18 protein-coding genes are annotated in these 24,880 nt (G+C 58.5%); 13 read left to right on the forward strand and 5 right to left on the reverse strand.

Features of this window, described 5'->3' with window-relative positions:
* Nucleotides 1-25: 25 nt before the first annotated feature.
* Together GH975_RS05765 and GH975_RS05770 are read left to right on the forward strand one after the other, a co-directional pair.
* Nucleotides 26-1,717 (forward strand): autotransporter assembly complex protein TamA, encoded by a 1,692-nt coding sequence (locus GH975_RS05765; protein ID WP_153713609.1) that lies wholly within the window; start codon nt 26-28, stop codon nt 1,715-1,717.
* Nucleotides 1,714-5,571, forward strand: coding sequence for a translocation/assembly module TamB domain-containing protein (locus GH975_RS05770; protein ID WP_153713610.1), 3,858 nt, complete (start codon nt 1,714-1,716; stop codon nt 5,569-5,571). Before GH975_RS05765 ends, GH975_RS05770 begins: the two co-directional genes overlap by 4 nt.
* Nucleotides 5,572-5,574: 3 nt before the next feature.
* On the opposite strand, the gene GH975_RS05775 is transcribed toward GH975_RS05770, so the two are convergent.
* From GH975_RS05775 to GH975_RS05785, 3 genes are all read right to left on the reverse strand, one after another.
* A complete protein-coding gene (locus tag GH975_RS05775; protein WP_153713611.1) occupies nt 5,575-5,886 on the reverse strand; it encodes a hypothetical protein in 312 nt (103 codons plus the stop codon).
* Between the two features lie 106 nt (nt 5,887-5,992).
* Nucleotides 5,993-6,610, reverse strand: a complete 618-nt coding sequence (locus GH975_RS05780; RefSeq protein ID WP_153713612.1) for a VPLPA-CTERM sorting domain-containing protein — start codon at nt 6,608-6,610, stop codon at nt 5,993-5,995.
* Between the two features lie 181 nt (nt 6,611-6,791).
* The gene (locus tag GH975_RS05785; protein WP_153713613.1) at nt 6,792-6,944 is read right to left on the reverse strand and encodes a hypothetical protein; all 153 of its coding nucleotides are present in this window, start codon (nt 6,942-6,944) and stop codon (nt 6,792-6,794) included.
* 173 nt (nt 6,945-7,117) lie between these two features.
* Between GH975_RS05785 and GH975_RS05790 the strand changes: the two genes are divergently transcribed.
* Both GH975_RS05790 and GH975_RS05795 read left to right on the forward strand, forming a co-directional pair.
* The gene (locus GH975_RS05790) at nt 7,118-7,750 is read left to right on the forward strand and encodes a polysaccharide biosynthesis/export family protein (RefSeq protein WP_153713614.1); all 633 of its coding nucleotides are present in this window, start codon (nt 7,118-7,120) and stop codon (nt 7,748-7,750) included.
* Nucleotides 7,747-9,006, forward strand: a complete 1,260-nt coding sequence (locus GH975_RS05795) for a hypothetical protein (protein WP_153713615.1) — start codon at nt 7,747-7,749, stop codon at nt 9,004-9,006. The genes GH975_RS05790 and GH975_RS05795 overlap by 4 nt, the downstream gene beginning before the upstream one ends.
* Nucleotides 9,007-9,008: 2 nt before the next feature.
* Here the strand turns inward: GH975_RS05795 and prsR are convergent, their stop codons facing one another.
* Together prsR and prsK are read right to left on the reverse strand one after the other, a co-directional pair.
* Nucleotides 9,009-10,403: a PEP-CTERM-box response regulator transcription factor gene (gene prsR, locus GH975_RS05800; protein ID WP_153713616.1), complete on the reverse strand. Its 1,395-nt coding sequence runs from the start codon at nt 10,401-10,403 to the stop codon at nt 9,009-9,011.
* Entirely contained in the window at nt 10,390-12,429 is a 2,040-nt protein-coding gene (gene prsK, locus GH975_RS05805; protein ID WP_170272558.1) for an XrtA/PEP-CTERM system histidine kinase PrsK, read from the reverse strand. The genes prsR and prsK overlap by 14 nt, the downstream gene beginning before the upstream one ends.
* 422 nt (nt 12,430-12,851) lie before the next feature.
* Between prsK and GH975_RS05810 the strand changes: the two genes are divergently transcribed.
* The 9 genes from GH975_RS05810 to GH975_RS05850 are packed head-to-tail and all read left to right on the forward strand — an operon-like array spanning nt 12,852 to nt 24,873.
* A complete protein-coding gene (locus GH975_RS05810) occupies nt 12,852-14,237 on the forward strand; it encodes an undecaprenyl-phosphate glucose phosphotransferase (RefSeq protein WP_153713618.1) in 1,386 nt (461 codons plus the stop codon).
* Nucleotides 14,238-14,246: 9 nt separating this feature from the next.
* Nucleotides 14,247-15,794 (forward strand): GumC family protein, encoded by a 1,548-nt coding sequence (locus GH975_RS05815; protein WP_153713619.1) that lies wholly within the window; start codon nt 14,247-14,249, stop codon nt 15,792-15,794.
* Nucleotides 15,791-16,606: a CpsD/CapB family tyrosine-protein kinase gene (locus GH975_RS05820; RefSeq protein ID WP_153713620.1), complete on the forward strand. Its 816-nt coding sequence runs from the start codon at nt 15,791-15,793 to the stop codon at nt 16,604-16,606. Before GH975_RS05815 ends, GH975_RS05820 begins: the two co-directional genes overlap by 4 nt.
* Entirely contained in the window at nt 16,596-17,543 is a 948-nt protein-coding gene (locus GH975_RS05825; protein WP_170272559.1) for a glycosyltransferase family 2 protein, read from the forward strand. Before GH975_RS05820 ends, GH975_RS05825 begins: the two co-directional genes overlap by 11 nt.
* Before the next feature lie 54 nt (nt 17,544-17,597).
* The gene (xrtD, locus tag GH975_RS05830) at nt 17,598-19,169 is read left to right on the forward strand and encodes a VPLPA-CTERM-specific exosortase XrtD (RefSeq protein WP_153713622.1); all 1,572 of its coding nucleotides are present in this window, start codon (nt 17,598-17,600) and stop codon (nt 19,167-19,169) included.
* 18 nt (nt 19,170-19,187) lie between these two features.
* Nucleotides 19,188-21,593: a tetratricopeptide repeat protein gene (locus tag GH975_RS05835; protein ID WP_153713623.1), complete on the forward strand. Its 2,406-nt coding sequence runs from the start codon at nt 19,188-19,190 to the stop codon at nt 21,591-21,593.
* A gap of 2 nt (nt 21,594-21,595) precedes the next feature.
* Nucleotides 21,596-22,444, forward strand: a complete 849-nt coding sequence (locus tag GH975_RS05840; RefSeq protein WP_153713624.1) for an ExeA family protein — start codon at nt 21,596-21,598, stop codon at nt 22,442-22,444.
* Nucleotide 22,445: 1 nt separating this feature from the next.
* The gene (locus GH975_RS05845; RefSeq protein ID WP_170272560.1) at nt 22,446-23,906 is read left to right on the forward strand and encodes an oligosaccharide flippase family protein; all 1,461 of its coding nucleotides are present in this window, start codon (nt 22,446-22,448) and stop codon (nt 23,904-23,906) included.
* Nucleotides 23,899-24,873, forward strand: coding sequence for a glycosyltransferase family 2 protein (locus GH975_RS05850; protein ID WP_170272561.1), 975 nt, complete (start codon nt 23,899-23,901; stop codon nt 24,871-24,873). Before GH975_RS05845 ends, GH975_RS05850 begins: the two co-directional genes overlap by 8 nt.
* Nucleotides 24,874-24,880: the final 7 nt, after the last annotated feature.

The following is a 24,880-nucleotide window of genomic DNA, read 5'->3' on the forward strand; positions in this document are numbered from 1 at the left end:
AATGGCGGACTAACTGGAGCCCGCCTTGATTCGTTATTGCCTGACCTTTGCAGTGTTGTTGTGCGTATCCGCCTGGGGTGCTGAAAAGCCGCGGGTGCTCGGTCCAGTCGACCCAACACTGGCCGCGGAGCTGTCGGCGGTGTTAACCGCGTCCGCGGATGCTGAAACCGCGTTCGAAGCGCGTCGCCAATCACGCCGTGCGGCCAGGGTCGCCAGCGATTTTCTAAATTCCCAGGGCTATTTCAAGGCCCAGGTCGAGCCGGTGCCGGACGGGCTGGTGGCTGCGATACGCGTTGACCCGGGCGCGCGCTTTCGCATTGCACAGGTGCGACTGCTCGGCGCGCCGGATGGCGTTGACTGGGTCGCCTTGAGCGTCGGTGATCTGGCCTTGCCATCGGTCATTCACACGGCGGCAGACCGTGCCCTTGCGCGGGCCCGCGATCAGGGTTACGCCGATGTTGTTTTGGTGGCGACGCGGGTCGCTGGGGATGCCGAGCAGGCAACCGTCGATGTCACATACGAACTCGCATTGGGGCCACGAATCACGCTGGGCGACGTCAAGTTCGCCGACGATTTTCCGATCCACGCTGAATACCGCCACGCACTGGTGCCGTTTGAAACCGGTGCCGACTATGCGCCGGCCACGCTGGCGGAACTTGAACAGCGTATGACTTCGACTCGATTATTTTCGTTGGTGTCCGCTTCGCTGCTGGCCGATGGCGAGGCCGAGCAGCGCGATGTCGCGTTGCTGACCCGGTCTCGGCCGCGCTACACGCTGGCCAGCGGCGTCAGTTTTTCGACTGATGAGGGGCCGGGCCTGACCTTGGAGTGGACCATGCGCAACCCGACTGGACGTGGCGATACCCTGGTTCTGAACCCCAGTGTAAGCCGTGATCGGTCCGCCATGGCGCTGGACTGGAGCTGGCCAAACGCACTGGGATTTGATCGAAGTTTGGCCTTTAATGGTTTGATTGAAAAGGAAAAAACAGACGGATTCGAGCGTCAAGCCGAGACGCTTGCCGCGACCCTGAACCTGCGGGTCTCGCCGACCCTGAGTTATACCTTGGGGGGCGCCCTGGAGGCCACATCCGAGACCGACATCAACGGCGCACGTGACCTGACCATTGTCAGTGTCAACGGTGGTATCAGGCTGGACCACACCGATGATTTTCTCAATCCGGTGCGCGGCTGGCGGTTTGACCTAAGCGCAGAACCGGGCGTGTTAAGTGGCGATGCCAGCGGCCAATTTATTCGTGTGCAATCGGAAATGAGCGCCTATTTGGCGCTGGACGCGGCGCAATCGTGGGTGGCGGCGGCGCTGGTCGGTGGCGGTGCGGTGTTCGCTGACAGCCAATTAAGCCTGCCCGCCAGCCGACGTTTTTATGCCGGCGGTGGCGGTAGCGCCCGGGGCTATGCGTTCCAGTCAATCGGGCCACGCCAGGGCGGCACGCCCAGTGGTGGCCGGGTTCTGGCGCGGACGGCGTTTGAATTGCGCAAACGTCACAGTGAAACCCTAGGCTACGTCTGGTTTGTCGACGCCGCATCGGTCGGCCAAACCGTCAGTGACCTGGGTCAGGGCACGCGCGTCGGTACCGGGTTTGGGTTGCGTTACTTCACCTCGATCGGGCCGCTGCGGGCGGACATTGGGGTGCCGGTGGCGGCACGCGACAGCGATGACCCGTTTCAGCTCTACCTGTCGATCGGCCAAGCATTTTGAAGTGGTGGACTGCGCTGACATTTGGGCTGCTGATGGCGCTCGGCGGTGGCCTCAATACCGTGCTGGCGACTCAGCACGGCTTGCAATGGTTGCTGGATCAGGTTGCGGGGTCGGTCCAGGCCAGCGGCGTTCGCGGGCGCCTGATCGGTCCGCTCAAAATCCAGACCCTGGCGGTTCGCGATGCCGAGGGTGTGTGGTTGCGCGCGTCCGATGTCCAGCTCGATTGGACACCGCGGCAGCTGCTGTCCTGGGTGGTTTCGATCGAGCAGCTCAGTGCGGCCTCGATCGAATGGGTCCGCCAACCACTGCCAACGACTGCCACTGACGACGGCGGGCCGCTGCCGATGCCGCTGCCTGGGCTGCGGGTCGGGCGGTTAAGCGTGGCTCAGTTTGGCTTGCCGGATGACGTTGATGCGGTCAACCAATGGGCCGTTGACGGGGCGTTGCAGGGCGATGCTCAGTCCGTTACCGGTCACCTGGATGTTTGGCCGTTGAGTGCGAGCCCAGACGCTGACCGATTGGCCATTGAAGGTGATTGGAGTGTCCAGGGTGGGGCGCATGTGCGGGCCCAGCTGGACGGCACCGCCGACGGGCTGTGGGCACGCATGGCTCGGCTCGATGTGACCAGCCCTTGGTCGCTACATCTTGACGCCGCGGGTTCTATTGAGGCCTGGACGCTGGGGGTGCAAGGCACCGACAGCACGGCGACCTTTGTCGACCTGGCAGCCAGTGGGCACCGTCATTTAGGGGCCGCGACCATGGACCTGCGAATCGACGCGCTGGCCGACCTGGCACCCTATGCACGCCAGCTGGGTAGGCACCTCACATTGACCCTGAACCGCGACCTGGATAGCGTCCGAGCCAGCGCCGACAGCGCCACCGCGCGGATCCAGGTGAGCGCCCCGTGGACCGGCACGGCGTTGCCGAGCTCGGCGGATTTGGACCTGCACATCAAGCAGTTGGCGCCGCTGATTGGCCGCGATGACATTAAGGTCAGCGCGCTGGGGCTGACCGGGACCGCGCAAGCCGTGAGCCAGGGCTGGGCCCTTCACTCGGTTGTGTCCGCGGCCGATGTGGCGGCGCCGGGCGTTCAGTCCCCGCAGCTGACACTGAACAGTCGGGTCCACACCAGCCCCGAACGGGTCGACTTTGAACTCGACCTACGCGGCGCGCTGGCCGGTCAAGGCTGGGCCGACGACGCCTTTGCGCTGACATCCCACGGCCAGCTTACCCTGGCCACGGGCCGCCTTGGCCTGACGTCGTTGCGCGTTAGCGGCGATAACGGCTCAGCGACCGCCGCGGGGACGGTTCAAATGCCGGGCCATCTGGACCTGACCGGTACAGTGCAAAGCCCGCGGTTACCGCTTCCGCTGCCCGCGCTATTCAACTGGTCGCTGCTGCAACAGGACGCAGGCGCCTATGCCCTGGCGCTCGATGGGGGCGATCTATCGGTTCAGGTGTCGGCGCCCCCGGCGCTGGATTCAGCCGCCGCTCGGGTCAGTGTCGACGCGCTGGCCCACGCCGGCACAGCGATAGAGCAGGCGACGCTCGATCTGTCGGTGTCGGCGGTGGACCAAGGCTGGGCGTTCGATACGGACCTTGCGTTGGCGGCGGTAACGATTGCACAGCAACGTGTCGAACAGGTACGGCTGGCTGCACCGGGCCGATGGGTGGCCGGGGTGTTGTACACGGACATCGCGTTGGCGGCCGAGGTCCAGTCGCAACCTGCGCAACTTGAGACGGCACTGGTGGTGGATGGCCAAGCCTGGTCGTTGGCGCAATTGACCGGTGGCTGGGCCGGGTGGCAAATCGCCGGCACGGTGTCGGGCAATTTAGCCACACCCGAGCAAGCACGCGGGTCGGTCCAACTCAGCGGGACCCAGGGGCCGTTGGATGTCACCGCGGCGCTTGACCTGCTCGGGGCGAGCGCCGAGTTGAGCGCGACCGTCAGCGGTGCCCAAGGCCCGGGCTGGTCATTGGATACTCAAACCCTGACGGCTTTGCTCACACCCACCCAGATCAGCGGGACGCTGCGCGGAACGGGACGGGTTGAGCGCGGCGGTGCGCCGGTTGCACTGGCTATGTCGGTACCCTTTGAAGCGTCGCCACAACGCCAGCGAGTGTCGTTGACGCCGACCGCGAGCCTGGGTGATATCAAGGTGAAGACACTGTCGCCGCTGGTCATACAGGATGTAAATGGCGTACTCGATGCGGCGGGAGTGCTTGGCATGCTGGGCGGACAGGTGAATGTGCAGGCCGCACTGGACGGTGACGCACTGCAAGCTCGCGTTGACATGGACGGCCTTGATTTGGTCGACCTAGGACCCTGGGTCGGGCGTGATGATCTACGTGGTACGGTTTCCGGCCAGGTGCGGTTGCCGAAAAGCCGTCGACTGACTGACCTGTCCGCCCGCTTCGACGCCGCAGGCTTAGCGGCAGGGCCGGCCAATACGCCCAGTTTGGCGTTAACCGGAGAGGCCAGGTTGGCCGCGCAGCGTCTGGACTTTGAGGTGCGGGCGGCCGATTCGCTGGCAACCTTTAACGCGCGAACACAGGGGCACTTGGTCACCGACCCTCCATCCGGCTGGGGGCTAGTGGCGCGGCGGATTGAGGCTGAGGCGTCACTGACCGGTGCGCTCGGTCCCCTTTGGTCTGTGGTGGGGCCGGCTGAGCAACGCCTGGTCGGCAACATCGACGCCCAAGCACAGCTCAATGGCCCGTTGGCATCACCGCTGTGGTCAGCGCAGGTCGCGCTAAGTCAGGCCGAGTTTGAGGACGGCCTGTCCGGGCTGTGGGTCAAAAATGTCGGCGCGCAGGCTCGGGTAGATCCGCGCGCAATTGAGCTGCTGAACTTAACCGGAGAGGGCGCGAAGGGCGGAACCTTTGATGTGCGCGGGGTCTATCCACTGACCGGCGGTGGTCAACAGCTGACGCTGTCACTGGACGCGCTGGCACCGTTGCAGCGTGACGACATTCAATTGGTAGTGTCCGGCCGTGCCGTGTATCAGGCGCTTGGCACCGAACCCAGCATCAGCGGCGCGATCGTGCTGAACCAGGGGCGAATCGACCTGGATCAACGGACGGGCAACCGGTTCACCACCCTAGACGTCGACTTTGGTGATGTACCGACGCCGGTGACAGTGGCCGGCACGGGGATTGCGCTGGACCTTCGCATCGGTGCTGCCAACCAGCTGTTCGTCAGCGGCCTAGGACTGGACAGCGAGTGGTCAACCGACATTGCCATTGGCGGCACCACCCGTGCACCGATGTTGAGCGGTCAGGTCGCCTCGATTCGTGGGGACTTGGATTTGCTGGGCAAGGTGTTTGAGCTCGAACCCTCAGCGATTCAGTTTAACGGTGCGCCGACCGGTGCGCGCCTTGATTTTAGCGCGCTGCGCCAAGTCGAGGATGTCGAAGTTCGTGTTCGTGTGACCGGGTTGGCGAGCGCACCGGTGATCGACTTGGCGGCCACGCCGGACTTGCCTGATGATGAAATATTGGCGCGGGTGCTGTTCGGGCGTTCAGCCTCTCAATTGGGCACGCTGGAGGCCGCGCAACTGGCGTGGGCCGTCAGTCGTTACACCCTTGGCGATACCGCCAGCTTGGTCGGCAGCGTGCAAACGGCACTGGGGGTCGACCGACTAGAGGTCGGTGTCAATGACCAGGGCCAAGCCAGTGTTGGGGCCGGTAAATACATCGCGGACGACCTGTATGTCGAAGTCCGCAGCAGCGCCCAAGGGGCGGCGGGCCTTAACATCGAATGGACGCCGCGTCGTAACGTTGAAATCGCGACCGAAGTCGAAGGCGCCGGGGATCCCCGGCTGAGCATTCAATGGAAGCGCGACTACGACTAGCCGTTAGGCCAGCGCGGGTGTCACAAAATCAACGCCCGTGGCGATACTGAGCATGCATAGCCACGCAAACATCAGTAGTTGGCGCGCCTCAACGCGCGTCAGTCGGGTGTCCAATTTAGCCCACTGATCGCTGAGCTCGGCGCTGACTCGATCCAATTGCAGGCTCAGTTGATCCATCCGCTGTGTTAACTGCTGTTGAACGGCATTGACCTGTTGCGCCAATGCCGACAGTTGCAAACTAGCAGCCCCCAGCGCGGCAGCCCCCGTGGCGGCGACTCGCGCGCCGGATGTGTGTAGAAAGTTTCGTCTGTTCATCGCGTTAACATACGCCGACCGGCTGCGCCGTCAAGGTAGCCGCTCACCGTTGCACAAAAAAACGCCCACCCCGGTCAGGGGTGAGCGCCATGCAGCCAGGGGGGCGTTAGGTTCGACGTTTAAAGCGCACGCCGGCAAAGCCAAACAAGGCGGTACCAAACAGCCATACGGCTGCGGGCAACGGCACCGCTGCAATGTCATCAACGTCGGTAATGGTGCCGCCCGGCTCGTAGTCAAAGGTCAGCTTGACCTTGGAATAGTAGTTGCACGCCAGCGCGTGAACCGAGTCCGAAAAGTCTACGATGATGCTGGCCATGGAATCGCCCATCAGACCGTTAAATAGACCGTCATCGAGGTCGAACCCGAGCTTAAATAGCCGCGTGTTGTACCCCAGCTTGCCCCAATGAAGGGGTTTTTCGTTTGCGGTCATATTGGCGTGGCCGCTGTCGATATTGCTGCCTAATACTGTGCCGTCGATCGAGACTGACGAAATGTACTCCGAGCTGTGGTTGAAGTCCGACAGCGCCCACACCGTCAGGTGGGCGTTGGACAAGACGTTGCCGTTGGCGACTAGGTCGGCGGCGTCGGACAGGCTATGGGTAAATGACTGTCCAGTTTGGTGTTGCCACTGTTTGTCCCATCCCAGGGTGACCGTGCCGGCGCTAGCGGCTTGGGTCAGCAGTAGGCCCAATGCGACGAAGGCGGTGCCAAAGCGATTGATCATAGGTTGTTTCCTTTCGGCTCAGATTGAGGAGGTTCTACCCAGTATCTAAGCCAAATTCGTGCCAACAATTAATGCACCGTTATTGTGCGGATGCGGCTTGTTGAACGCTTGAAACGTGTAAAAAAGTCCGACGTTCCGCGCTGCCGTAGTAAACCTAGCCGACGCCGCCATGGCATAAACGCTAGGGCTTGGTTGGTGTCGGGATTGGGGCGCTGGGCGCGATGATGTCTTGGGTGTGTGGGGTCCGTTGTTGATCCGATTGCTGGACGGCACGCATGAACAGCGTGATCGCCAACAGGGAGGCCAGCACGGTCAGGAGCCAAGAATGTTTCATCGCTCATTTGAAGCACAGTTTGTGCCAATGAAGCACAGTTTGTGCCAACCCTAGGGTGTTTGGCGTAGGGCCGGAGTACATGGTCGCTGGGGTGGGGCTTTAGTACGGTTCGAGTGGAACCGGGCTCGTGTCGGATCGCGACCCGCCAACAACCTCAATAAGGTGGATTGCCCATGGAATTTCGAAAACTTTCGCCGGTCGCTGTGGCACTGGCATCACTGACCTTGGTGGGCTGCGCAAGTACCTACAACGCGGACAGTTTGGCCGTCTACAGTGACGAGACCCGCACCGAAATGGCAACACCGTTTGAAGTCGGTGCCGGTGATGTGATCGAAGTTCGTGTCTGGCGGTCCCCGGAACTGTCGGTGTCCGGACCGGTGCGCAGCGACGGGATGTTTGCCTTGCCTTTGATCGGCTCGATTCAGGTCGCCGGGCGCACGCCCGAGGATGTTAAAACGGAAATCGAAACTAAGCTAACCGAGTTCGTGGCCAGCCCTGAAGTGACGGTCATTGTGGCCAACACCAGCAGCGATGAGTTTACCAATCGAGTGCGCGTGACCGGTGCGGTCGGCTCGCCATTGTCGCTGTCGTGGCGCAAGGACATGACGGTGCTGGATTTGGTGCTGTTGGCGGGCGGCGCTAATGATTTCGCCGCACCGCAAAAAACCGTGCTGTACCGCAAGACCGAGAACGGCGTCACCGCCTATCCGGTCTACCTCGATGACATCTTGTATGGCGGTAAGCTGGCGACCAATTACAACCTAATGCCGTCTGATATTCTAACCGTGCCGGAAAGCAGCTTTTGAGTGCCGTTAAACACCCACTGGCGCTGGCGTGCTTGTCGCTGGCACCGATGCTTGCCGTGGCCGGCGACCTGACGGTGCGCCTGACCGCGGCCACCGACTACAGCAGCAACCCGCAAAAACTGGCGACTGCGCAGTCCGGTCGTGATGACAGCGTCGCGGTGGCCGTCGCGTTTGAAGACAACCTCGGCGGCAACCAGGTCAGCGCCGCGTACTCGGCCACACAAACGGCTTCCAGCGGTGCATCGAATGCCGACGGGACGCGGGTAGCGGGGCGGCTGAACGCGCTGATTCCGGTTAATTCGCGGCTTGATGTGTCGGTGTCACACAGTGCCGAGCAGGTTCTCAGCGACCCGACATTGGCGTCAACGACCAGCAACCAAAGGGATACGCACACACTGTCCGTGTCGGCTGATTTTCGACCGTTTAGCCCAGGCCGTGGCGACCTTCTAATCATCCCAGAGATGAGCTACGCAGCCGTCACCGACGGCACCGGCGAGGACGTTCGAACCACCGGCCTGGAGGTGCGTTACGAGTACGCGTTGGACCCGGTCACCTTGATTGCGCCCTACGCCAGGGTCACCAATACCAACCCGGAATTAAGTGAGCGTTTGGAATACCGAGGGGGTGGGGTTCGGGTCAGTCGCAGCCTTCGTGAGCTGTCGTATTTCGCCGAACTGGGTCGTGCGAGTACGGACCGCGCCTCGGGCGCCGGCACCAAAGATACGGAGTACAGCGTCGGTGCTAGCTTGGATCGCGCCGTCTATGCCGTCTCGGTGACGGCGGATCGATCTGTGCAGGCGGCACGCCCCACCAGTCTGGTGCAGCAAATCGCAGCGCAATTGGGTATCCAGGGTATTGGCGTGTCACAGGCGGTGACCCGCACACTGGGAACCGAGCTTGAATTGCGCCGGTTGTGCGAGCGTTGTTCGCTGACGTTACGCTACGACCAGGTCGAGCAGCGTTTTTCGGCTGCGCCGAGTAACGACCGTGATGCAGTGATTCTGGGCGTAAGCGGCAGCTATGAGCTGTCACGCGCCAGCGTATTACGCGCCAACTGGGGCGCCGAGTCGACCGAGTTTTCGAGCAACCCAAGTAGCAATTTTGACACCGGTAACTGGGGGTTGGCGTGGGACTACAGCGGTATTCCTGGGCTTTCGTTGACGCTGACCGGTGGTTTTGAGACGCGCGATGATGTCGGCACCGCCACTGATTATGACGAGTGGACCTTTGGGGCCTCGGTGACCAAGACCCTGTAGCCCTAACCGGGCTGTTCCAACTGGTATTTGGTCATCATGTCATACAGAGTCGGCCGCGATATTTTCAGTATTTTCGCAGCCTCGGTTATGTTCGACGCCTTATCCAGTGCCGAGGTGATCGCCGATACCTCGGCTAATTTGCGTGCCTCGCGCAGGCTGACGGACCCGTTGACACAGCCGTCCGATACCTCGGTGGCTTCGGTGCCGGCGACTCCCTCCAAGTTCAGGTCATCCAGCGTAATCAACGGGTTGTCACTCATGACCGCGGCGGTTTTGATCTTGCTTTCAAGTTCGCGCACGTTGCCCGGCCAATCGTAGGTCAGTAGGGCGGCGCGCGCCGCGGCCGAGAAACCCTGCATATCGACCAGGTGATATTTGTCGATCGTCTGGGCTAAAAAATAGTCCGCCAGGATCAGTCGATCGCCACCACGCGCCCGTAGTGGCGGTATCTCAACTTCAAATTCGCAAATACGGTAGTACAGGTCCTCTCGGAAACTGCCCTCGCTGACCATGCTCTTTAGGCGTTTGTTGGTCGCACAGACGACCCGCACATCGACCGCAATGTCGTGGGTCGAGCCGACCCGCTGAATCGTGCGCTGTTGCAAAAATCGCAACAGTTTGGTCTGTAGCAACAGCGGCATATCGCCAATTTCGTCCAAGAACAGCGTGCCACCGTCGGCGCATTCAATTTTGCCGGCGGTTTGCTTGGCAGCCCCCGTGAACGCCCCTTTTTCGTAGCCGAACAGCTCGCTTTCGATCAAGTTTTCCGGAATGGCGGCGCAGTTGATAGCCTGAAATCGTCGGTCTTTGCGCGGGCTGTGACGGTGTATCGCGTTCGCAAATATGTCCTTGCCGACGCCACTTTCGCCCATCAAGGTACAGGTGATTTCGGTGCCCGCGAGTTTTTTGATCGAGCGGCAGATGCGCATCATTTCTGGGTTTTGGGTTCGAATTTCACCCACCAGATCATCGACCATCAGGTGGTCCCGGCAGTTCATGGCGCGCAGCCGATGGGTTTCAAAGCAGCGATTAACGATCAAATCGAGGGTGTCGGGGTCGACCGGCTTGTGGAAAAAATCGATGGCGCCCAAGCCGATCGCACGCAGGGCGTTGGCTTCTTCGCTCTTACCGGTCATGACCAATATTTTGCTGTTGGGCTGAATGTCCAAAATTGCTTCGATGCACCGAAAGCCCTCGGACACGCCCTGGGCATCCGGCGGCAATCCAAGGTCTTGAAGAATCACCTGCGGCTGTTCGGCGCGAACAATCGCCAGTGCACTGTCGACGGCGGCCGCGGTGAATACCTGCATCCCTAAAAAATGCCATCCCAGTTGCTTCGCCAACCCGAGGTCGTCCTCGATAATTAACAGCTTTCGGCTGTCGTCATGATGTGGCATCGGATACTCCTGTATAAATGGGGAGGAACAGCGAAAACAGCGTGCCGTGGTCCGGGCGGCTTTCGACCTGGATCATGCCGCCGAGCTGTTCGATATAGGTTTTGGTCAGATAAACACCAATCCCCAGACCGCCGGACTGCTTGGTCGATTCAAACGGTTTAAATAATTGGTGGTTGATAAATTCTTCGCTCATACCCGGCCCCGAGTCTTGAATTCGAACACGTGCGTAGGGGGGTTGGATATCGGCACAAAGTCTGACAGGAGCACCCGCACTGGCGTCCTGGGCGTTTTTAACAATGTGCCCAATCGCCATCGCCAGCTTGTCATGGTCACACGCGATATCCGGCAGCTGGGCTGGCAAATTGAGGGTGGGTGGGCCACTGGCGTTGGCGTACAGCGTCACTGCGGTGTCGACAATCCGCGCCAGGTTGATCGGCTGGCGGTGCTCCGGCTTGCTGCTACCCAAGCGCCCAACTAGGGTTCGTAGTCGCTTGACCGAGTTGTCGATGGTGTCCAGCACGTCGTCCATAAAAGCCGGGTTATCTCGGTGTTTGGCGGCATTGTTGAGCAGCAAGGTTTGTTGGTGCAGCACATTGTTTAAGTCGTGCATCAAGAACGAACTCATTTGCGAGTAAACCGCGAACCGGGCCTGCGCCTCTTGCTCGCGCTCGTAGCGGTGCAGCTGCAGGTAACCGGCGACTTGGTCGCTGCTGAGGCGCGCGATATCGAGCGATTCATAGTCGAACTCAGGGGCCGCTTGTTCGCTCACCAGTCCAGCAAAACCGATGATCTGGCCGCGAATGCTGATCGGCAAGACCAACCACACGCCGCTCAGCTGATCCAGCCACGGCGGTAACTGATGGTTGAATTGCCCGGCGGCACTGTCCAGCGGCGATCGGACCGCAAAGATCCACTGGTGTGACAGCATGGTTTGGACCATTGGATGCTGGTCGTCAACGGCCCATGCGCTGCCGCCATTGGGCGCGGCACCGGTCGCTGCCACGACCCGAAATTCACGACCAAATTTGAGCCACAAGACGCCGGATTGACTGGCGGTGGCATTGACCAGTACCGACAGCGCGACGTCCTCGGCCTTTGACTGGTCGTTGCCGCTGGCAAGCGCCTCACTGACCTTCATCCATTCGGTGCGGTAGTCAACACGGTGGCTGAAAAAGTGTTTATTGACCATGACCCGCATTTTTCGTCGGGCTTTAGCCGACACCGCACCCACGAACACGACCAACAATAATCCGACGATTGCGACCGTCAGCAGCACATTGATGGCGGTGCTGTTGTTGGCATGAATCAGTGTGCTCGAGGTGATCATGACGCTGACCACCAGGGCCATGGTCAGCAACGACCAGCCGCCCTGGGCGGCCTGATAGGACAGTTTCAGTCGACCGGATTGGCGGCGTCGTTGCAGCCGGTACAGCGCCCACACACAGAGCCCGACGCATACGGCCACATACAGCAGCGGCCGTGTTTGGCTAATCCACAGCGCGGCCTGTAGGTCGGCGATGCTGAGTGACAGGTAAAAAATGTCCAAGCACACCAGGCTACCCATGCTGATGACTAACACGCGTTCGTCCGGCGCCAGTTTGTCCGAGCCAATGACGCGCTCAAAGGCGTACAGGGTGACGAAGGCGAACACCACGCTGATCGTTTCGCTGAACCAGTCAGTAAAGCTGACGCCGGCGGATTCGGTGACAATAGCGGCGCCTGCAACCAGCCAGACGGCCCAAAAACTCCAGATAAAGATGACTGATCGTAGGTTGGTGTTAAGGGCGACCCACAAAATCGCCAGCGTCCACGCCAGGTACCCCACCAGCGCGCTGGAGGTGCGGTATTGGGCGATTGCGTCTACCAGGGTTGGACTCAACCAGGCAGCCGCGGTCAGCACCGTATTCAGAATCAGGCCGACCACCAGCGTCAACGTAATTCGCCGGTCCGTGAGCAGCCGCCACAGTGCCGCCAGCAGCAGCGTGCTTAGCAGTACAAAAAGCACTGGTGTAAAGAAAAGCGTCAAGTTCCAACCATTTGGGTGTCGGTCCGTTATGTGGCGGGCAAAAGTGGTACGCCCAACACAAACTTAGTACGTGAAATGCCCAGCGGCGGCTATTGGAGGCTGGACCTTAAGACAGTGCGTGGTGCGAAGTGAGGGCGCATGTGTAAAAAAAACCGTCGCCGTGTCCGCGCTGCATTGTGCTTAGGTGCAAGAAATCCCGACGCCTGGGTTGGGATGTTCCCTGTGAAATCACTGCATTTACCCGGCGGGAAAATTTGTAAGCCCATTTAAAACAATGGCTTAGATGGTTTTCATGGCGCCGTGTTGAGGCTCGAGGCACCCCAGCTAAACCCTGCGTATGCACCCCTTGGTGCGAAGGTGGTTTCGGATGGCTTGCCCTATGCTTGGCTCATCTGAATTGACGCGGTGCAATAAAAGTAGCCATGAATACCAGAGTAGATAGTCGACAAAGCCCATTGCTGCAGCGCCGAACGTCGCTGAGCAGTGTGCTGCAACCGTTGGTTGATGCCACGCTGGTCGGCGGCCTGTTTTTCATGGTGACTGACATACAGTCCGGCGCCGTCGGTATGTCTTGCGTGTTGTTTTTTGTGCTGCTGTTGGGGGCCATGGCGTTGGTTTATGACGGGTTTGGTATTTACCGCCGCAATCGCCGTATCGTCGAAAAAGTGGCGGATATCGCCAAGGCCTGGACCCTCAGTTTTGGCGGCGTGGCGCTGCTGATGTACCTACTTAACTTATTAGGGTCAATGAATGCCACGACCTTGTTTGAAATTTTCAGCGTGGGGTTTCTGCTGCAAGTCGCGTCCTACTCAGTCTTTCGCAAACTGCAGGCCTACTCTGGCGGCAAGCGCGCCAAGGCGATTGTGGTGGTGGGCGCCGGTGCCTTTACAAAAACCCTCGCGGAAACGCTGAACTCGAACCCCTGGTCGAACGAGCGCGTGGTGGGCACGGTGCTGCTGGACCACAGCGAAATCAACCCAAGCGACGTCATGGCCTTAGTGGATCAAGCTTCCCAGGGCGAGCGGTTACGTGGGGTTTACTTGGTATTGCCGATCGAGCGTGGTGAGTTTGCCGTCGAGTTTTATCGGACCATGGTGAACAAGCACATCGATGTTCACTGGGTGCCTGACACCTCGTCGTTGGATTTGATTAATCCAAATATCAAAGAGGTCGGTGGCAATCCGGTCATTTCGTTTTCCGAAACCCCCTTGCTCGGCCTGCAATCGCACAAAAAAGCTTTGTTGGATCGGTTGGTTGCCAGTGCTGCGGTGCTGCTGTTGTGGCCCATCATGTTGGTGGCTGCCGTGGCTGTGAAGCTGTCATCGCCAGGGCCGATTTTGTTCAAACAAAAACGCACCGGCTGGGACGGCCAAATCTTTGAAATCTGGAAGTTTCGCAGCATGCGTATGGATATCGAGGTCGGCGACTGCGTCAAGCAAGCGACCAGAAATGACCCTCGGGTGACGGCGGTGGGGCGCTTTATACGCCGAACCAGCATCGACGAGTTACCTCAGATATTTAACGTCTTGGGTGGGTCGATGTCACTGGTCGGGCCGCGTCCCCATGCCATTCAACACGACCGCGAATACAGCACGCAAATTGACAGCTACTTAGCGCGTCACCGTATCAAACCCGGCATTACCGGTTTGGCCCAGGTACGCGGCTTCCGGGGTGAAACCGAGACCGTTGATCTGATGGCAAAACGAGTCGCAGCCGACTTGGAATACATCAATACCTGGTCCGTTTGGGCGGACATTCAAATCATCATTGCAACAGCATTAACGCTGTTCAATAAGCGTGCATATTAGGGATTATTTGTGAGCGACTTCGATCAAGAGCAAAAGTTTGAAGTGCCGGCCAAGTATTTGGCAGCGGTGTCACGTTTCAAGTGGGCACTCGGGGTGGGCGTTCTGTTCCTGGCGGTGATCGCCGTGTCGGTATCCATGCTGATCCCGGCGACCTATCGATCCGAAGGCATGGTGTTAGTCGAGACGCAGCAAATTCCCGACGAGTTGGTGCGATCAACGGTGACCTCGGTCGCCGCGGAACGTATTCAGATCATTCGCCAGCGCGTGATGACCCGTGAACGGTTGCTCGAATTGATGGACAAGTACCCGGATTTGCATGAATGGCTGGGTGGCGAGCTGGTCTCTCAGCGGGTGGCGAAATTCCGTGAAAATGTCCTCGTCGACCTGATCAGCTCTAACTCGCGCTCCCACAGCGCCGCGACAATTGCGTTCAAAATTAGCTTTGACGCCCCTGAGGCGGCGATGGCGCAAGCGGTTGCCAACGACTTGGTGACCATGTTTTTGGATGAAAACGTCCGCGCGCGTACCGAACGAGCCACCGAAACCACGGGCTTTTTGCAAGGCGAAGCCGACAAGATGCGCCAGCGCTTGGCAGAGACTGAAACCTCTATTGCGGTGTTCAAAAACGACAACGCGGATGCGTTGCCCGAGCACTTGGATCTTTACCTTTCGATGTTGGAACGGGCTCGGGGTGAGGCCACGGACATTCGCCGTCAGATCGAAGTTCAGACCAACCAAGTATCCCTATACGAAGGTGAAATCGCAGCCAGTCGTCAGGAACAGTCAGAAAGCCCTGAGCTGGTCCGCCTGGAAGCCGAATATGCGCGCCTGACATCGCTGTATTTGCCGAGCCACCCGGATGTCCGCTCTATTCAGACGCAATTGGATACCGCCAAGTCAATTCGTAAGACCTCGACCCAAAGTCAGGCCGGACGTGTCTTTGAAAGCAAGATCTCAGCGGCCCAGAAACAGCGGCGGTTGCTGCGAAGTGAGCTGATCCAAGCGAACGAGAATATCGCAGTGCTGGAAGCCCAAATCGTGCGGATACCCCAGGTTGAACAAGGGTTAATCGCGTTGAATCGTGATTACGAAGCCGTTCAATCCCAGTACGAACAGCTGATCGGTAGCACGATGCAAGCGCAAATGGCTGAAAGCCTTGAGCAAGGCCGCAAAGCAGAGCGCTTTTCACTGCTGGAAGCTCCCGTTGTGCCGGACCAACCACATAGTCCGGATCGAAAAAAGCTACTGGGCGGCGGTCTGGTTGCGTCGGCGGGTTTGCCGTTGGCCTTGGTGCTGGCGGTTGGCTTTTTTGACCGCAGTGTCCGCGGCACCAGCGCTGTCGAACGGGTCGTCGGTCAGTTGCCGTTAGTGTCGGTGGGTGTGATTAACCCAGGCGTTGCATCGCGCCACTGGTTTCTAAAGTCGCTGCTGATGCTGTTGGTGCTAATGGCGCTGGCGGTGGCGGCCGCGCTGGTCGTTCATACCCAGGTCATGCCGCTGGATACCTATGTCTACAAAGCTATCTACAAATTTAACCTCGAGGGGTTCGTCCAATGAGCAGACTTTACGATGCGGTGCAAAAGTCAAAAGGCAATCTGACGGCTCCGGTTGTGGCACCCGCACCCGCACCGATCGTTGAAGGTGCTCGGGATCGTGCACAGCCTCCTGTGGCCGCGCGGAAGACCCGGACCATTAAAGTGGACACCCATTCACTCAAGCAAAATCGGGTTTTGTCATTTGATAAGAACGAGCCCGAAGCGGAAAGCTTCGCGTTGTTGCGGACCAAAGTTTTGCACCAAATGACGGTGAATGGATGGAACTCATTGGGGATTACGGCCCCGCATGAGGGTGCGGGCAAGTCGTTGGTCGCCGTTAACCTGGCCTACAGCCTGTTATTGGAAGGCAACAAGAACATATTGCTGGTGGACTTGGACTTGCGCCGGCCGACCTTGCACAAGTACTTCGACTTCACGCCGGAATTCGGTCTGGTCGACTACGTCCGAAATGGCACACCGCTGGACCAGATTTTGGTGTCGCCGGAGGGTGACCCCAAATTGTCAGTTTTGCCGTCCAAGGGGCGGACTCTGCACTCATCAGAGACCTTGACGCTCCCGAAAATGAGGGAGTTGCTGTGGGAAATGAAATCCCGCTATGACGATCGGATAATCATTTTTGATATGCCGCCATGCCTGATTACAGACGATGTCATGGTCTCACTGCCGTATGTCGACTGCTCGATTCTGGTGGCCGAGGATGGTCGAACCAAAGAAGACGAGCTTAAGCAAGCGCACTTGATGCTGAATGAGCATGGCTTTTTGGGCGTTGTGCTTAACAGGGTCAAAGACACCCGGAAAATCTATGTCTACTGATCAATGTATTGGTGTTGTCTTTGTCAGCTACAACTGTGGGCGTGACATCGCCGAGCTGATCGGCCGTTTGAAAGCGCAGCCTGTGGCCGGCTATCGGTTCACGTATGTCGTTGTCGACAACGCCTCGGCGGATGACTCGGTGGAACGTTTGGCGGGCATTGTGTCGGAGGATGTCGTACTGATCGAATCGCCGCAGAATCTGGGATTTGGGCGCGGCTGCAATTTAGCCTTTGAGCATACCCAACACTGCGACCGGGTGCTGTTGATGAACCCCGATATTGAGCTGTTTGATGACTCGGTTGAACAGCTGTTAGCGTGCGCCGAGCGCGTGCCGGCGGCAGGTATCTGGGGCGGCGTTACCCTGGGCCAAGATCGCTTGCCTGACGGTGCCAATGCGTGGCGCGAGCCACGTTTGTGGCACAGCCTGGCGTGGGCGACATGGGGTGATCAGTTATGCATCAAAGCGACCGGGACCAGCGTGGCGGCATACCCCAAAAGCCTCGCGGTAGGTGATTCCCCTTATCCCGTCGATGCAGTGTCCGGGTGCTTCCTGCTGATTGATCAACCCATGTTGACGACCCTCGGCGGCTTCGACGATCGGTTCTTTATGTACAGCGAAGAAATTGACCTGTGTCGTCGTGCGCGTGCGCTCGGTGCGCAACCGACGGTGTGCCCATCCGCTCAGATTATTCATGAGGGCAGTGCCACGGTCACGTCAGTCAACCGGCTTAAGTTCATGCATGGCGCCCGTCTCAAGTACTTTACAAAACACTCAGGTGCACTGGGCGGACATACGGCACGCGCACTGACTGGACTTGGCGTCGGCATCCGCTTAGCCGCATTTGGTGCCAAGTCGTTAATCGATCCTGACGCAAAAATTCGTTTCAAAACCTGGTTGGCGGTGGCCTGCGACCGCAGTGTTTGGTCGCTGCGATGAGGGCGCTGACGACTCAACCGACGCTGGCGGAAACTGCAATAACGGAGGTGCCGATTGAGCACGCATAATCTGACGTTGCCATGGCAACGTCCCAGTTCAGAGCAGTGGATGCTGATCGCGATTGGCGTGTTTCAACTGGCTATTTACGCCGAGCCGATGGCTCGAATTATCGGTGTCTGGTGGAACAGCGCCGAATATGGGCATGGCCTGTTTATGCCCTTTGTCGCGGGCTATATCGTTTGGCTTAACCGCGCCGCATTGTCATCCGCGCCGCGCAACATGATCACCATCGGGTACCTCGGTTTGGCGCTCAGCCTGTTTTTGATGCTGGGGGCGTCGCTGTCAAATTTGGAATCCGTCAAGCTGTACTCATTGTTAGCGGCCGTGATCAGTTATTTTACACTGGCGTACGGTTGGATTGGGCTGCGCATTATAGCGGTGCCAGCTTTGCTGATGTTTTTGGTGATCCCGCTGCCCTACCTACTCATTTCACAACTCACGGCGGGCTTACAGCTGATCTCGTCTGAGCTGGGCACCTGGTTTATTCGGTTATTTGGTTACTCCGTGTTTTTGGAAGGCAACCTGATCGATATGGGCAGTTTTAAGCTGGCGGTGGTCGAGGCCTGCAGCGGGCTGCGGTATCTGTTTCCGCTCTCAAGTTTTGCCGTGCTGGTGGCGTACTTTGTGCGGTCCGGCTGGCTGTTTAAAACACTGTTAGTGCTGGCCACTGTGCCGGTCACGATATTGATGAACAGTCTGCGGATTGCTGGCACCGGAGTGATCGTCAATACCTTTGGGATCGAGGCGGCTCAGGGTTTTCTGCATGACTTTGAGGGGTGGGTTGTTTTTGTGGCAGCGCTCGCCGTGATGGTGCTCATGGTGTTGGCGTATGGGGCGCTCACCCGACGCGGCGCGGGCATTGATTCACTGTTTGATTTCGAGCCCCGTGGGGACGCTGGCGAAGCTGTGGACGGCGCGTCAGTTCAGGTCACTAAGCGGCCCGCAGTAGTCCTTGGGCTGGCTGCACTGGTTGCGGCGTCGGTGGCGGCGGTGACGTTCAATTCAACGGCGTTCGTGCCGGATCGCTTGTCGTTTTATGACTTTCCGACGCGACTGGGTGACAAACAGCTGTATGCCAAAGGCCTGGGGCTTGGCGAGATCGAAATACTGCGCCCCGATGATTATTTCCTCGGTGACTATGTCAGTGACTCGGGTGACCTGGTCGGTCTCTACATGATCTATTACGAAGAGCAAAAGGAAGGCAGCGCCTTGCACTCCCCAAAGGTCTGCATCCCCGGCGGCGGGTGGGAGATTGTTGACGAAAACATACGAGTGATCTCGCTTGGCGTCGACGTCGAGGTAGCCGTCAACCGTGCCGTCATTCAGCGCGGTGAAATCACCCAAGTGGTCTATTACTGGATCGATCAGATGGGCGTGACGTACACCAACGAATATCTGGCACGGGCGTCGCTGCTCAAAAGTGCGACGCTCAAAGGCCGCTCCGACGGCGCCTTAGTGCGCGTCAACTCCGTGGTTCATGACGGTGACTTTGACTCGACGGACGCCGAGCTCGATCACTTTGTCCGAAAAATGTATGTGTTCTTGCGCGATTACTTGCCCAGCTAAACAAAAGGATCAATACCCATGAAAAACTGTCGTTTTACGCTGCGTGCTCTGGTGCTTGTGTCTAGCCTTGCCGTGCTTTCAGGTTGTCAAAGTCCGGAGGAAAAGGTTCAAGCCTTCGTCGATAAGGCGGTTGCACAGGCCGCTGCCGGTGATTACGCGGCGGCCCATATTGAGTTTTCGAACGCGCTTCAAATCAATCCCAACCACATCGGCGGATTGTTCGGTGTCACCGAAGTCTTCGAGCATGAGCAGAAGTGGAAGCAGGTTCACCAGTACCTCAAACGTGTCTTGGAACTTGACCCCGACCATGTTCCCGCGCTGCATAAAGTTGCGCGCCTTGAAGTGGCAGGGAACCAACTGGACACAGCGCTTGCACGCAGCCAGCGTCTAAAACGCCTCGATCCGAATTCGGCGGAATTGCATGCATTAGACGCCTTAATTGAACTGCGCGAGCAACGCCCCGTGCTGGCTGACGCAGCGGCGCGCCGTGCCATTGCCATCGACCCCACCAATGAAGACGCAGTGTTGGTGATTGCGACCTTGACGTTGCAAGCCGGCAAGGTCGACGAAGCACTGTCGATCGCGGAACGTTTGCAGTCCCATGACTCCAGTGCCATCGATATGTTCCGAGTCACTGCGGTGGAAAAGACCGACGACATCGAGCGAATCGCAGCCGTGTATCGGGATGTGATTGCCAAGCACCCGGACGAGAGCTTGTTATCGCTGCGCCTGGCCGGCTTTTATGCGGACGCAGGTCGTATCGACGACGGGCGTGCGGTCATGCTGCAGGCACTGGCCCAATCCCCTGATAATCGCGAGCTGGAAAATCAGTTTCTCGCGTACATTCAACACATGTCCGGCAACCAGGCGATGCTTGACGAAGTCAATCAACTGATCGCAACCACTCCCGATCGACTCGATTTACTGAATAAAAAAGCGATTGTGTTGAATCGTATGAACCCGGCCGGCGATCTGAACTCGCAAATCGAATCCCTGTTGTTGTCGGTGGCGCAGCAGGGGGGGGATTCGGTTGACGCTCACGACGCTAAAATTGCGCTGGCGTCGAGCGCGTTCTCGGTGGCGGATGATGACCGCGGTGACGGCCTGATCGCCGAAGTACTGGCGGCGGATCCAGAACATCAGGCAGCGCTGCGAATTAAAGCATCGCGCATGATTGAAGAGGGTGACGCCGATGCAGGCTTAACGGTGTTGCGTGCGCTGCAGGCCGATAACCCCCGTGACGCCCGGGTCGCGTTGGCCATTGCGCGCGCCCATCGAATGGCGGATCGCTTTGACCTTGCCGTTGACCAGTATCGACGTGCCGCCGAAATCAACCCTCGTGACCCGGACATGGCGGTCGAATATGCGCGGCTTTTGAAAGACCGGAACCAACTGGCGGAGGCGGATCAGGTATTGGTTGACAGCCTGTCGGCGTCGATCGCTGATAACGTGCGACAGTGGTCGTTGCTCGCGGACATTCGTTTGGCACGCCAGGATTGGATTGGTGCCGGGCAAGCCGGGCAACAACTGCAGCAGGTCGAGGGGACTGAAGAGGCCGGCCAGCAAGTCGTGGCCTTGGCGTTAGTGGGCCAAAATCGGTTTGATGAGGGTATTGCGTCGCTCCAACAAATATTTGAACAGTCCGATGCGAAGGCCCGTCCCATGGTGGCCCTGGTCAACTCATACGTGCGAAGTGGTCGAGGCCAGCAGGCACTGGATTTCTTAGACTCGGTTTTGCTCAAGGATCCAACCAATGCCTTAGCCATGATCGTAAAGGCGCGCAGCCAGCGCACACTGGGGCTCACGCAGCAGGCCGAGTCGAGCTACCGGGAGTACATTTCCAATCACCCAGAAAACCCAACGGCGTACGCTGAACTGTCGAGTCTGTTGGTTCAAACCGACCGGCTCGCCGCAGGGCTGGCCGTGCTTGATCAAGGGCTGAGCCGGTTCGATGACGATCAGTCATTGTTGTTCCGCCGATCAGCCGTGTTGACCCAGCTTGATCGAAAGGCTGAGGCTGTGGAGGTATTGGCCGCGCTGTTGGAGTCATCGCCTGACTTCGATGCGGCGGCCAACAACTTGGCGGTGCTGTTGGTCGAACAAACGCCGTGGCGCGACACCCAGCGCGCGCTCGCGCTTGCCGAACGATTCAAACGCACCCAGGTTCCCGCGTTTTTGGACACCTTGGGTTGGGTCAACCTTCAGGCCGGCGACGTCAACAATGCGATCTACTTTTTAGAATCGGCGGCGAAAGGCGACCCAAATGACGGCGCGATCCGGTATCACCTGTCGCATGCTTACATCGCCGCTAATCGAAACGCGGCCGCACGCGCAGAACTGGCCCGAGCACAGGACGACACGCGCTACGCGGATCGGCCCTGGTTTGGAACCATCAAGACCACGTTGGAATCGTTGCAGGATTAATCATGTACGAGCAGTTCTATGGCCTAAACGCGAACCCTTTTACTTTGGAGACCGATCCAAAGTGGCTCTTCCTGAGCGAAACACACCGCGGTGCACTCGGGATGCTGGAGTACGCAATTCTGCAGCACTCCGCGTTTTCGGTCATTACGGGTCCGATTGGGAGTGGCAAAAGCACGCTGGCGGCGAAAATTCTAGAACAGATCGACGAGAGCATGAATGTCGCCCATCTAAACTTTGTGCATTCGGACATGGGGTCGATGTTGGCCTGGATACTTTATGGTTTTGGGCAGGACTATGAGTCATCCAACCGAATAACGCTGTACGACCGGCTCAAGACGTTTTGTCAGGAGCAGGTCAAGTTGAGCCGGCGTAACGTGGTGCTGATCGACGAGGCGCAGAATTTGACCGGGCCTCAGCTTGAAGAGATTCGCACCATTGCCAACTTGAACTTTGGCTCGACCCAAGCGCTGCAAATTCTGTTTATTGGTCAACCCGAGTTCCGCGACACACTCGCGGCACCGGCGCTGGAGCAGCTACGACAGCGTATCGCCGTCGATTACAGCATTTTGCCGTTGTCGGTGCGTGAAACCGATGAGTACATCGGGCATCGGCTTACCGGGGCTGGCTGCGACTATGCGATATTCGGTCATGGGGCGGTGGACTTTATTCATTCGATGACCGGCGGAACGCCGCGAAAGATCAATATTTTGTGCGACACACTGCTGTCGTATGGCTACTTGGACGAAGTGCGAATTGTTGACCAGGACTATGCGATCGAGGTCATGAAGGATCGCAGTCGCTCGGGCATGGTGGCCCTTGGAATCGGCGCTACGGCGACGGCGGGACGCTGAGGTGATTACTGGGTATTACAAAAGCGTTGGCTGGAACTCGCTGGCCCAATTCGGTGGACAGGCAATTAACCTGGGCGTTTTGCTGGTTCTGACCACGGAGCTAAGCCCCGGCGTCTTTGGCACCTTTGCGGCAACCTTATTCATTGTGGCGCTGTCCGGCACCTTGATTGAATTTGGTTTGCTGTCGGGGCTTATTTACCAGGACAGCATTTCCCGGCTACAAAAAACCGGTGCCGCTTTGCTGTCGTCTGCGCTGCTGCTGGTGGTTTGGTGTGGCATCGGTTTGGGGGCTGACGTTCTGTCGGCGTGGATGAAAGTCGAGGGTGCCGGGCAATTAGCGCAGCTGACTTTACTCGGGTTTGCACTGGTGCCGCTGTCAATTGGAGCCGATGCGCAGATACGCAAGAACAACCAGTACCGGCAGCTGGCGATCGCCAATATTTCATCCGTATTGTTGTCCGGCATGGTCGCCATCGGCTGCGTTTACTCGGGTTATACGACCTGGGCGCTGGTCGCTCAGTTTGTCGTTCACAACCTAACACGCAGTTGTTTGCTGTTTGCCCAGGCGCCTTGGGTGCCGAAATTCGGGGGCCTAGGGGCAATGTTCTCGACCTTGCGCTATTCGGCTAAAACCACGGTCAGCAACGCCCAAACACAGCTCAGCGAGTCGGTCGACACCCTGATCGTATCCCGTTTGTTTGGCGCCGACGGTTTGGGGATCTATGCCATTGCCTTGCGCTTGGCCAGTTACCCGCTCAACAAAATTAAGCACATCATTGGAATGATCTTGTTTCCGGCCTTTGTCAGTGTCCGGGATTCCAACGCGGCACTGATGAATCAGAGCGTGGAAGTGCGGCTCAACTCGTTGTGTTGGGTCAGCCCCTTGTTCGTGGCAATTGCTGTTTTTTCGGCCCACATTGAAACACTCTACTTTCACGGGCAATGGCAGGGCGTCGGCGAATTGATATCGATTATGTGTGTCGGGTTCGCGATTGAGATGGCGTTTTTTGGCCAGCCGCAGCTGTTGCAGGCCCGGGGGCTGCTAAACCAACTGAATGCGGCTATCGCCTTTCAAATTGTGGTGTTTTTTATGCTGGCACAGGCGCTGGCACCGCAATTTGGATTGACTGCAGTCGCCTACGCGCTTGTGCTCTCGCGTCTAGGCCAGTGTGCGTACCTCGCTGTGGTGGCATCGCGTACGTTGAACCTATCGCCGGTTCGGTTTATGGCGCCACTAGCCCGGCCCTTTGTGACCACGCTCAGCTTGGGGCTGTGTGGTGTGGTGTTGTGGCACATGGACATTTCGTTGTCCGCGTTCAGTGTCGCATTCATGCTCGCAGCAACCCTGGTCTATGCGATCCAGGCCTACTGGTTTTGCCGGGCATTACCCAAGGCCGCTATTAGTCGCTACATCGTCAGTGTGGCGAGCGCGTTGCTGCGCCGAGGTCACGGCTATGAGTGATGGCAAGGTCGTGGTCTTGATGGCCGCCTACAACGTTGCTGAGTTTATCAACGAGGCCATCGAATCGGTGCTGAGGCAGTCATATGGTCACTTTGAGCTGCACATATTCGACGATGGCAGCCGCGATGACACCTTGAGCTTAGCGGCGGCCTATACCGACCCTCGTGTCCAGATTCATCATTGGCCCGGGCATGCCAATAAAGGCAAGGCGAGCTGCCTGAACTACCTCATGGAACACACACAATGCGACTATTATATGATGATGGACGCGGACGACACGGCGCATCCGCGCCGGATTGAACTGAATATCCAGGCCGCACAAGCCGACCCCGAACGGGTGCTGGTGATGTCCGGTCACGAACTGATCGTGGGGGCGCAGCGAATGGCCCCAAACGGGCACTTTTATGCGGCGTCCGAGGTTAAACAGATATTTAAAAACTGCCGCATGCCGGCGCATGATCCGACCATGTTTTTCAGGGCGGACATCGGGCGGGAGCTGGGGTTTGATGAGGAACAACGGTTGGGGCAAGGCGTGGATTTCTGTCAACGATTATCCGAGCGCGGCGCGGTTCACGTGCTGCCGGACGTCTTGTATCACTACCGAATTAATCCTGGATCGATTACGCATCGTCAATCGAGCGCGAAAACCGAGTTCGTTTATCGGGTGGTTGCAAAGGCGGCCGAGCGTCGCGGACACCCGATTCCTACGCGTGAACAGTTCGAAAATGACAATCGCCGCTGGTTGAACGACGACAACAACCTGGCCGGTCACTTCCTCGAAAGTGTGCGCTATCAAATGGCAACGGGGCAGGTCGCAGGGGCCTGGCGCACCGTGGTGCAGTCGTTGCAGCTGATGCCGTGCCGTCGTCGTTCCACGTACAAGGCATCGGCTGGATTTTTGATTGGTTTGGTGACCGCTGGCTGGTGGCACGGTCGCGCCAATGCAAACCGGGGTGCCGCGTCCTGATCCTGTT

Origin of the sequence: Litorivicinus lipolyticus (genome assembly GCF_009650135.1) — a bacterium.
Taxonomy (GTDB): Bacteria; Pseudomonadota; Gammaproteobacteria; order Pseudomonadales; family Litorivicinaceae; genus Litorivicinus; species Litorivicinus lipolyticus.

Excerpts from the sequence above, each read along its gene's own strand:
- GH975_RS05835 (WP_153713623.1), top strand. The coding sequence starts at position 19,188 with ATGAAAAACTGTCGTTTTACGCTGCGTGCTCTGGTGCTTGTGTCTAGC.
- GH975_RS05820 (WP_153713620.1), top strand. The coding sequence starts at position 15,791 with ATGAGCAGACTTTACGATGCGGTGCAAAAGTCAAAAGGCAATCTGACG.
- prsR (WP_153713616.1), bottom strand. The coding sequence starts at position 10,403 with ATGCCACATCATGACGACAGCCGAAAGCTGTTAATTATCGAGGACGAC.
- GH975_RS05785 (WP_153713613.1), bottom strand. The coding sequence starts at position 6,944 with ATGAAACATTCTTGGCTCCTGACCGTGCTGGCCTCCCTGTTGGCGATC.
- GH975_RS05840 (WP_153713624.1), top strand. The coding sequence starts at position 21,596 with ATGTACGAGCAGTTCTATGGCCTAAACGCGAACCCTTTTACTTTGGAG.
- GH975_RS05790 (WP_153713614.1), top strand. The coding sequence starts at position 7,118 with ATGGAATTTCGAAAACTTTCGCCGGTCGCTGTGGCACTGGCATCACTG.
- GH975_RS05850 (WP_170272561.1), top strand. The coding sequence starts at position 23,899 with ATGAGTGATGGCAAGGTCGTGGTCTTGATGGCCGCCTACAACGTTGCT.
- GH975_RS05825 (WP_170272559.1), top strand. The coding sequence starts at position 16,596 with ATGTCTACTGATCAATGTATTGGTGTTGTCTTTGTCAGCTACAACTGT.
- GH975_RS05775 (WP_153713611.1), bottom strand. The coding sequence starts at position 5,886 with ATGAACAGACGAAACTTTCTACACACATCCGGCGCGCGAGTCGCCGCC.
- GH975_RS05780 (WP_153713612.1), bottom strand. The coding sequence starts at position 6,610 with ATGATCAATCGCTTTGGCACCGCCTTCGTCGCATTGGGCCTACTGCTG.
- GH975_RS05810 (WP_153713618.1), top strand. The coding sequence starts at position 12,852 with ATGAATACCAGAGTAGATAGTCGACAAAGCCCATTGCTGCAGCGCCGA.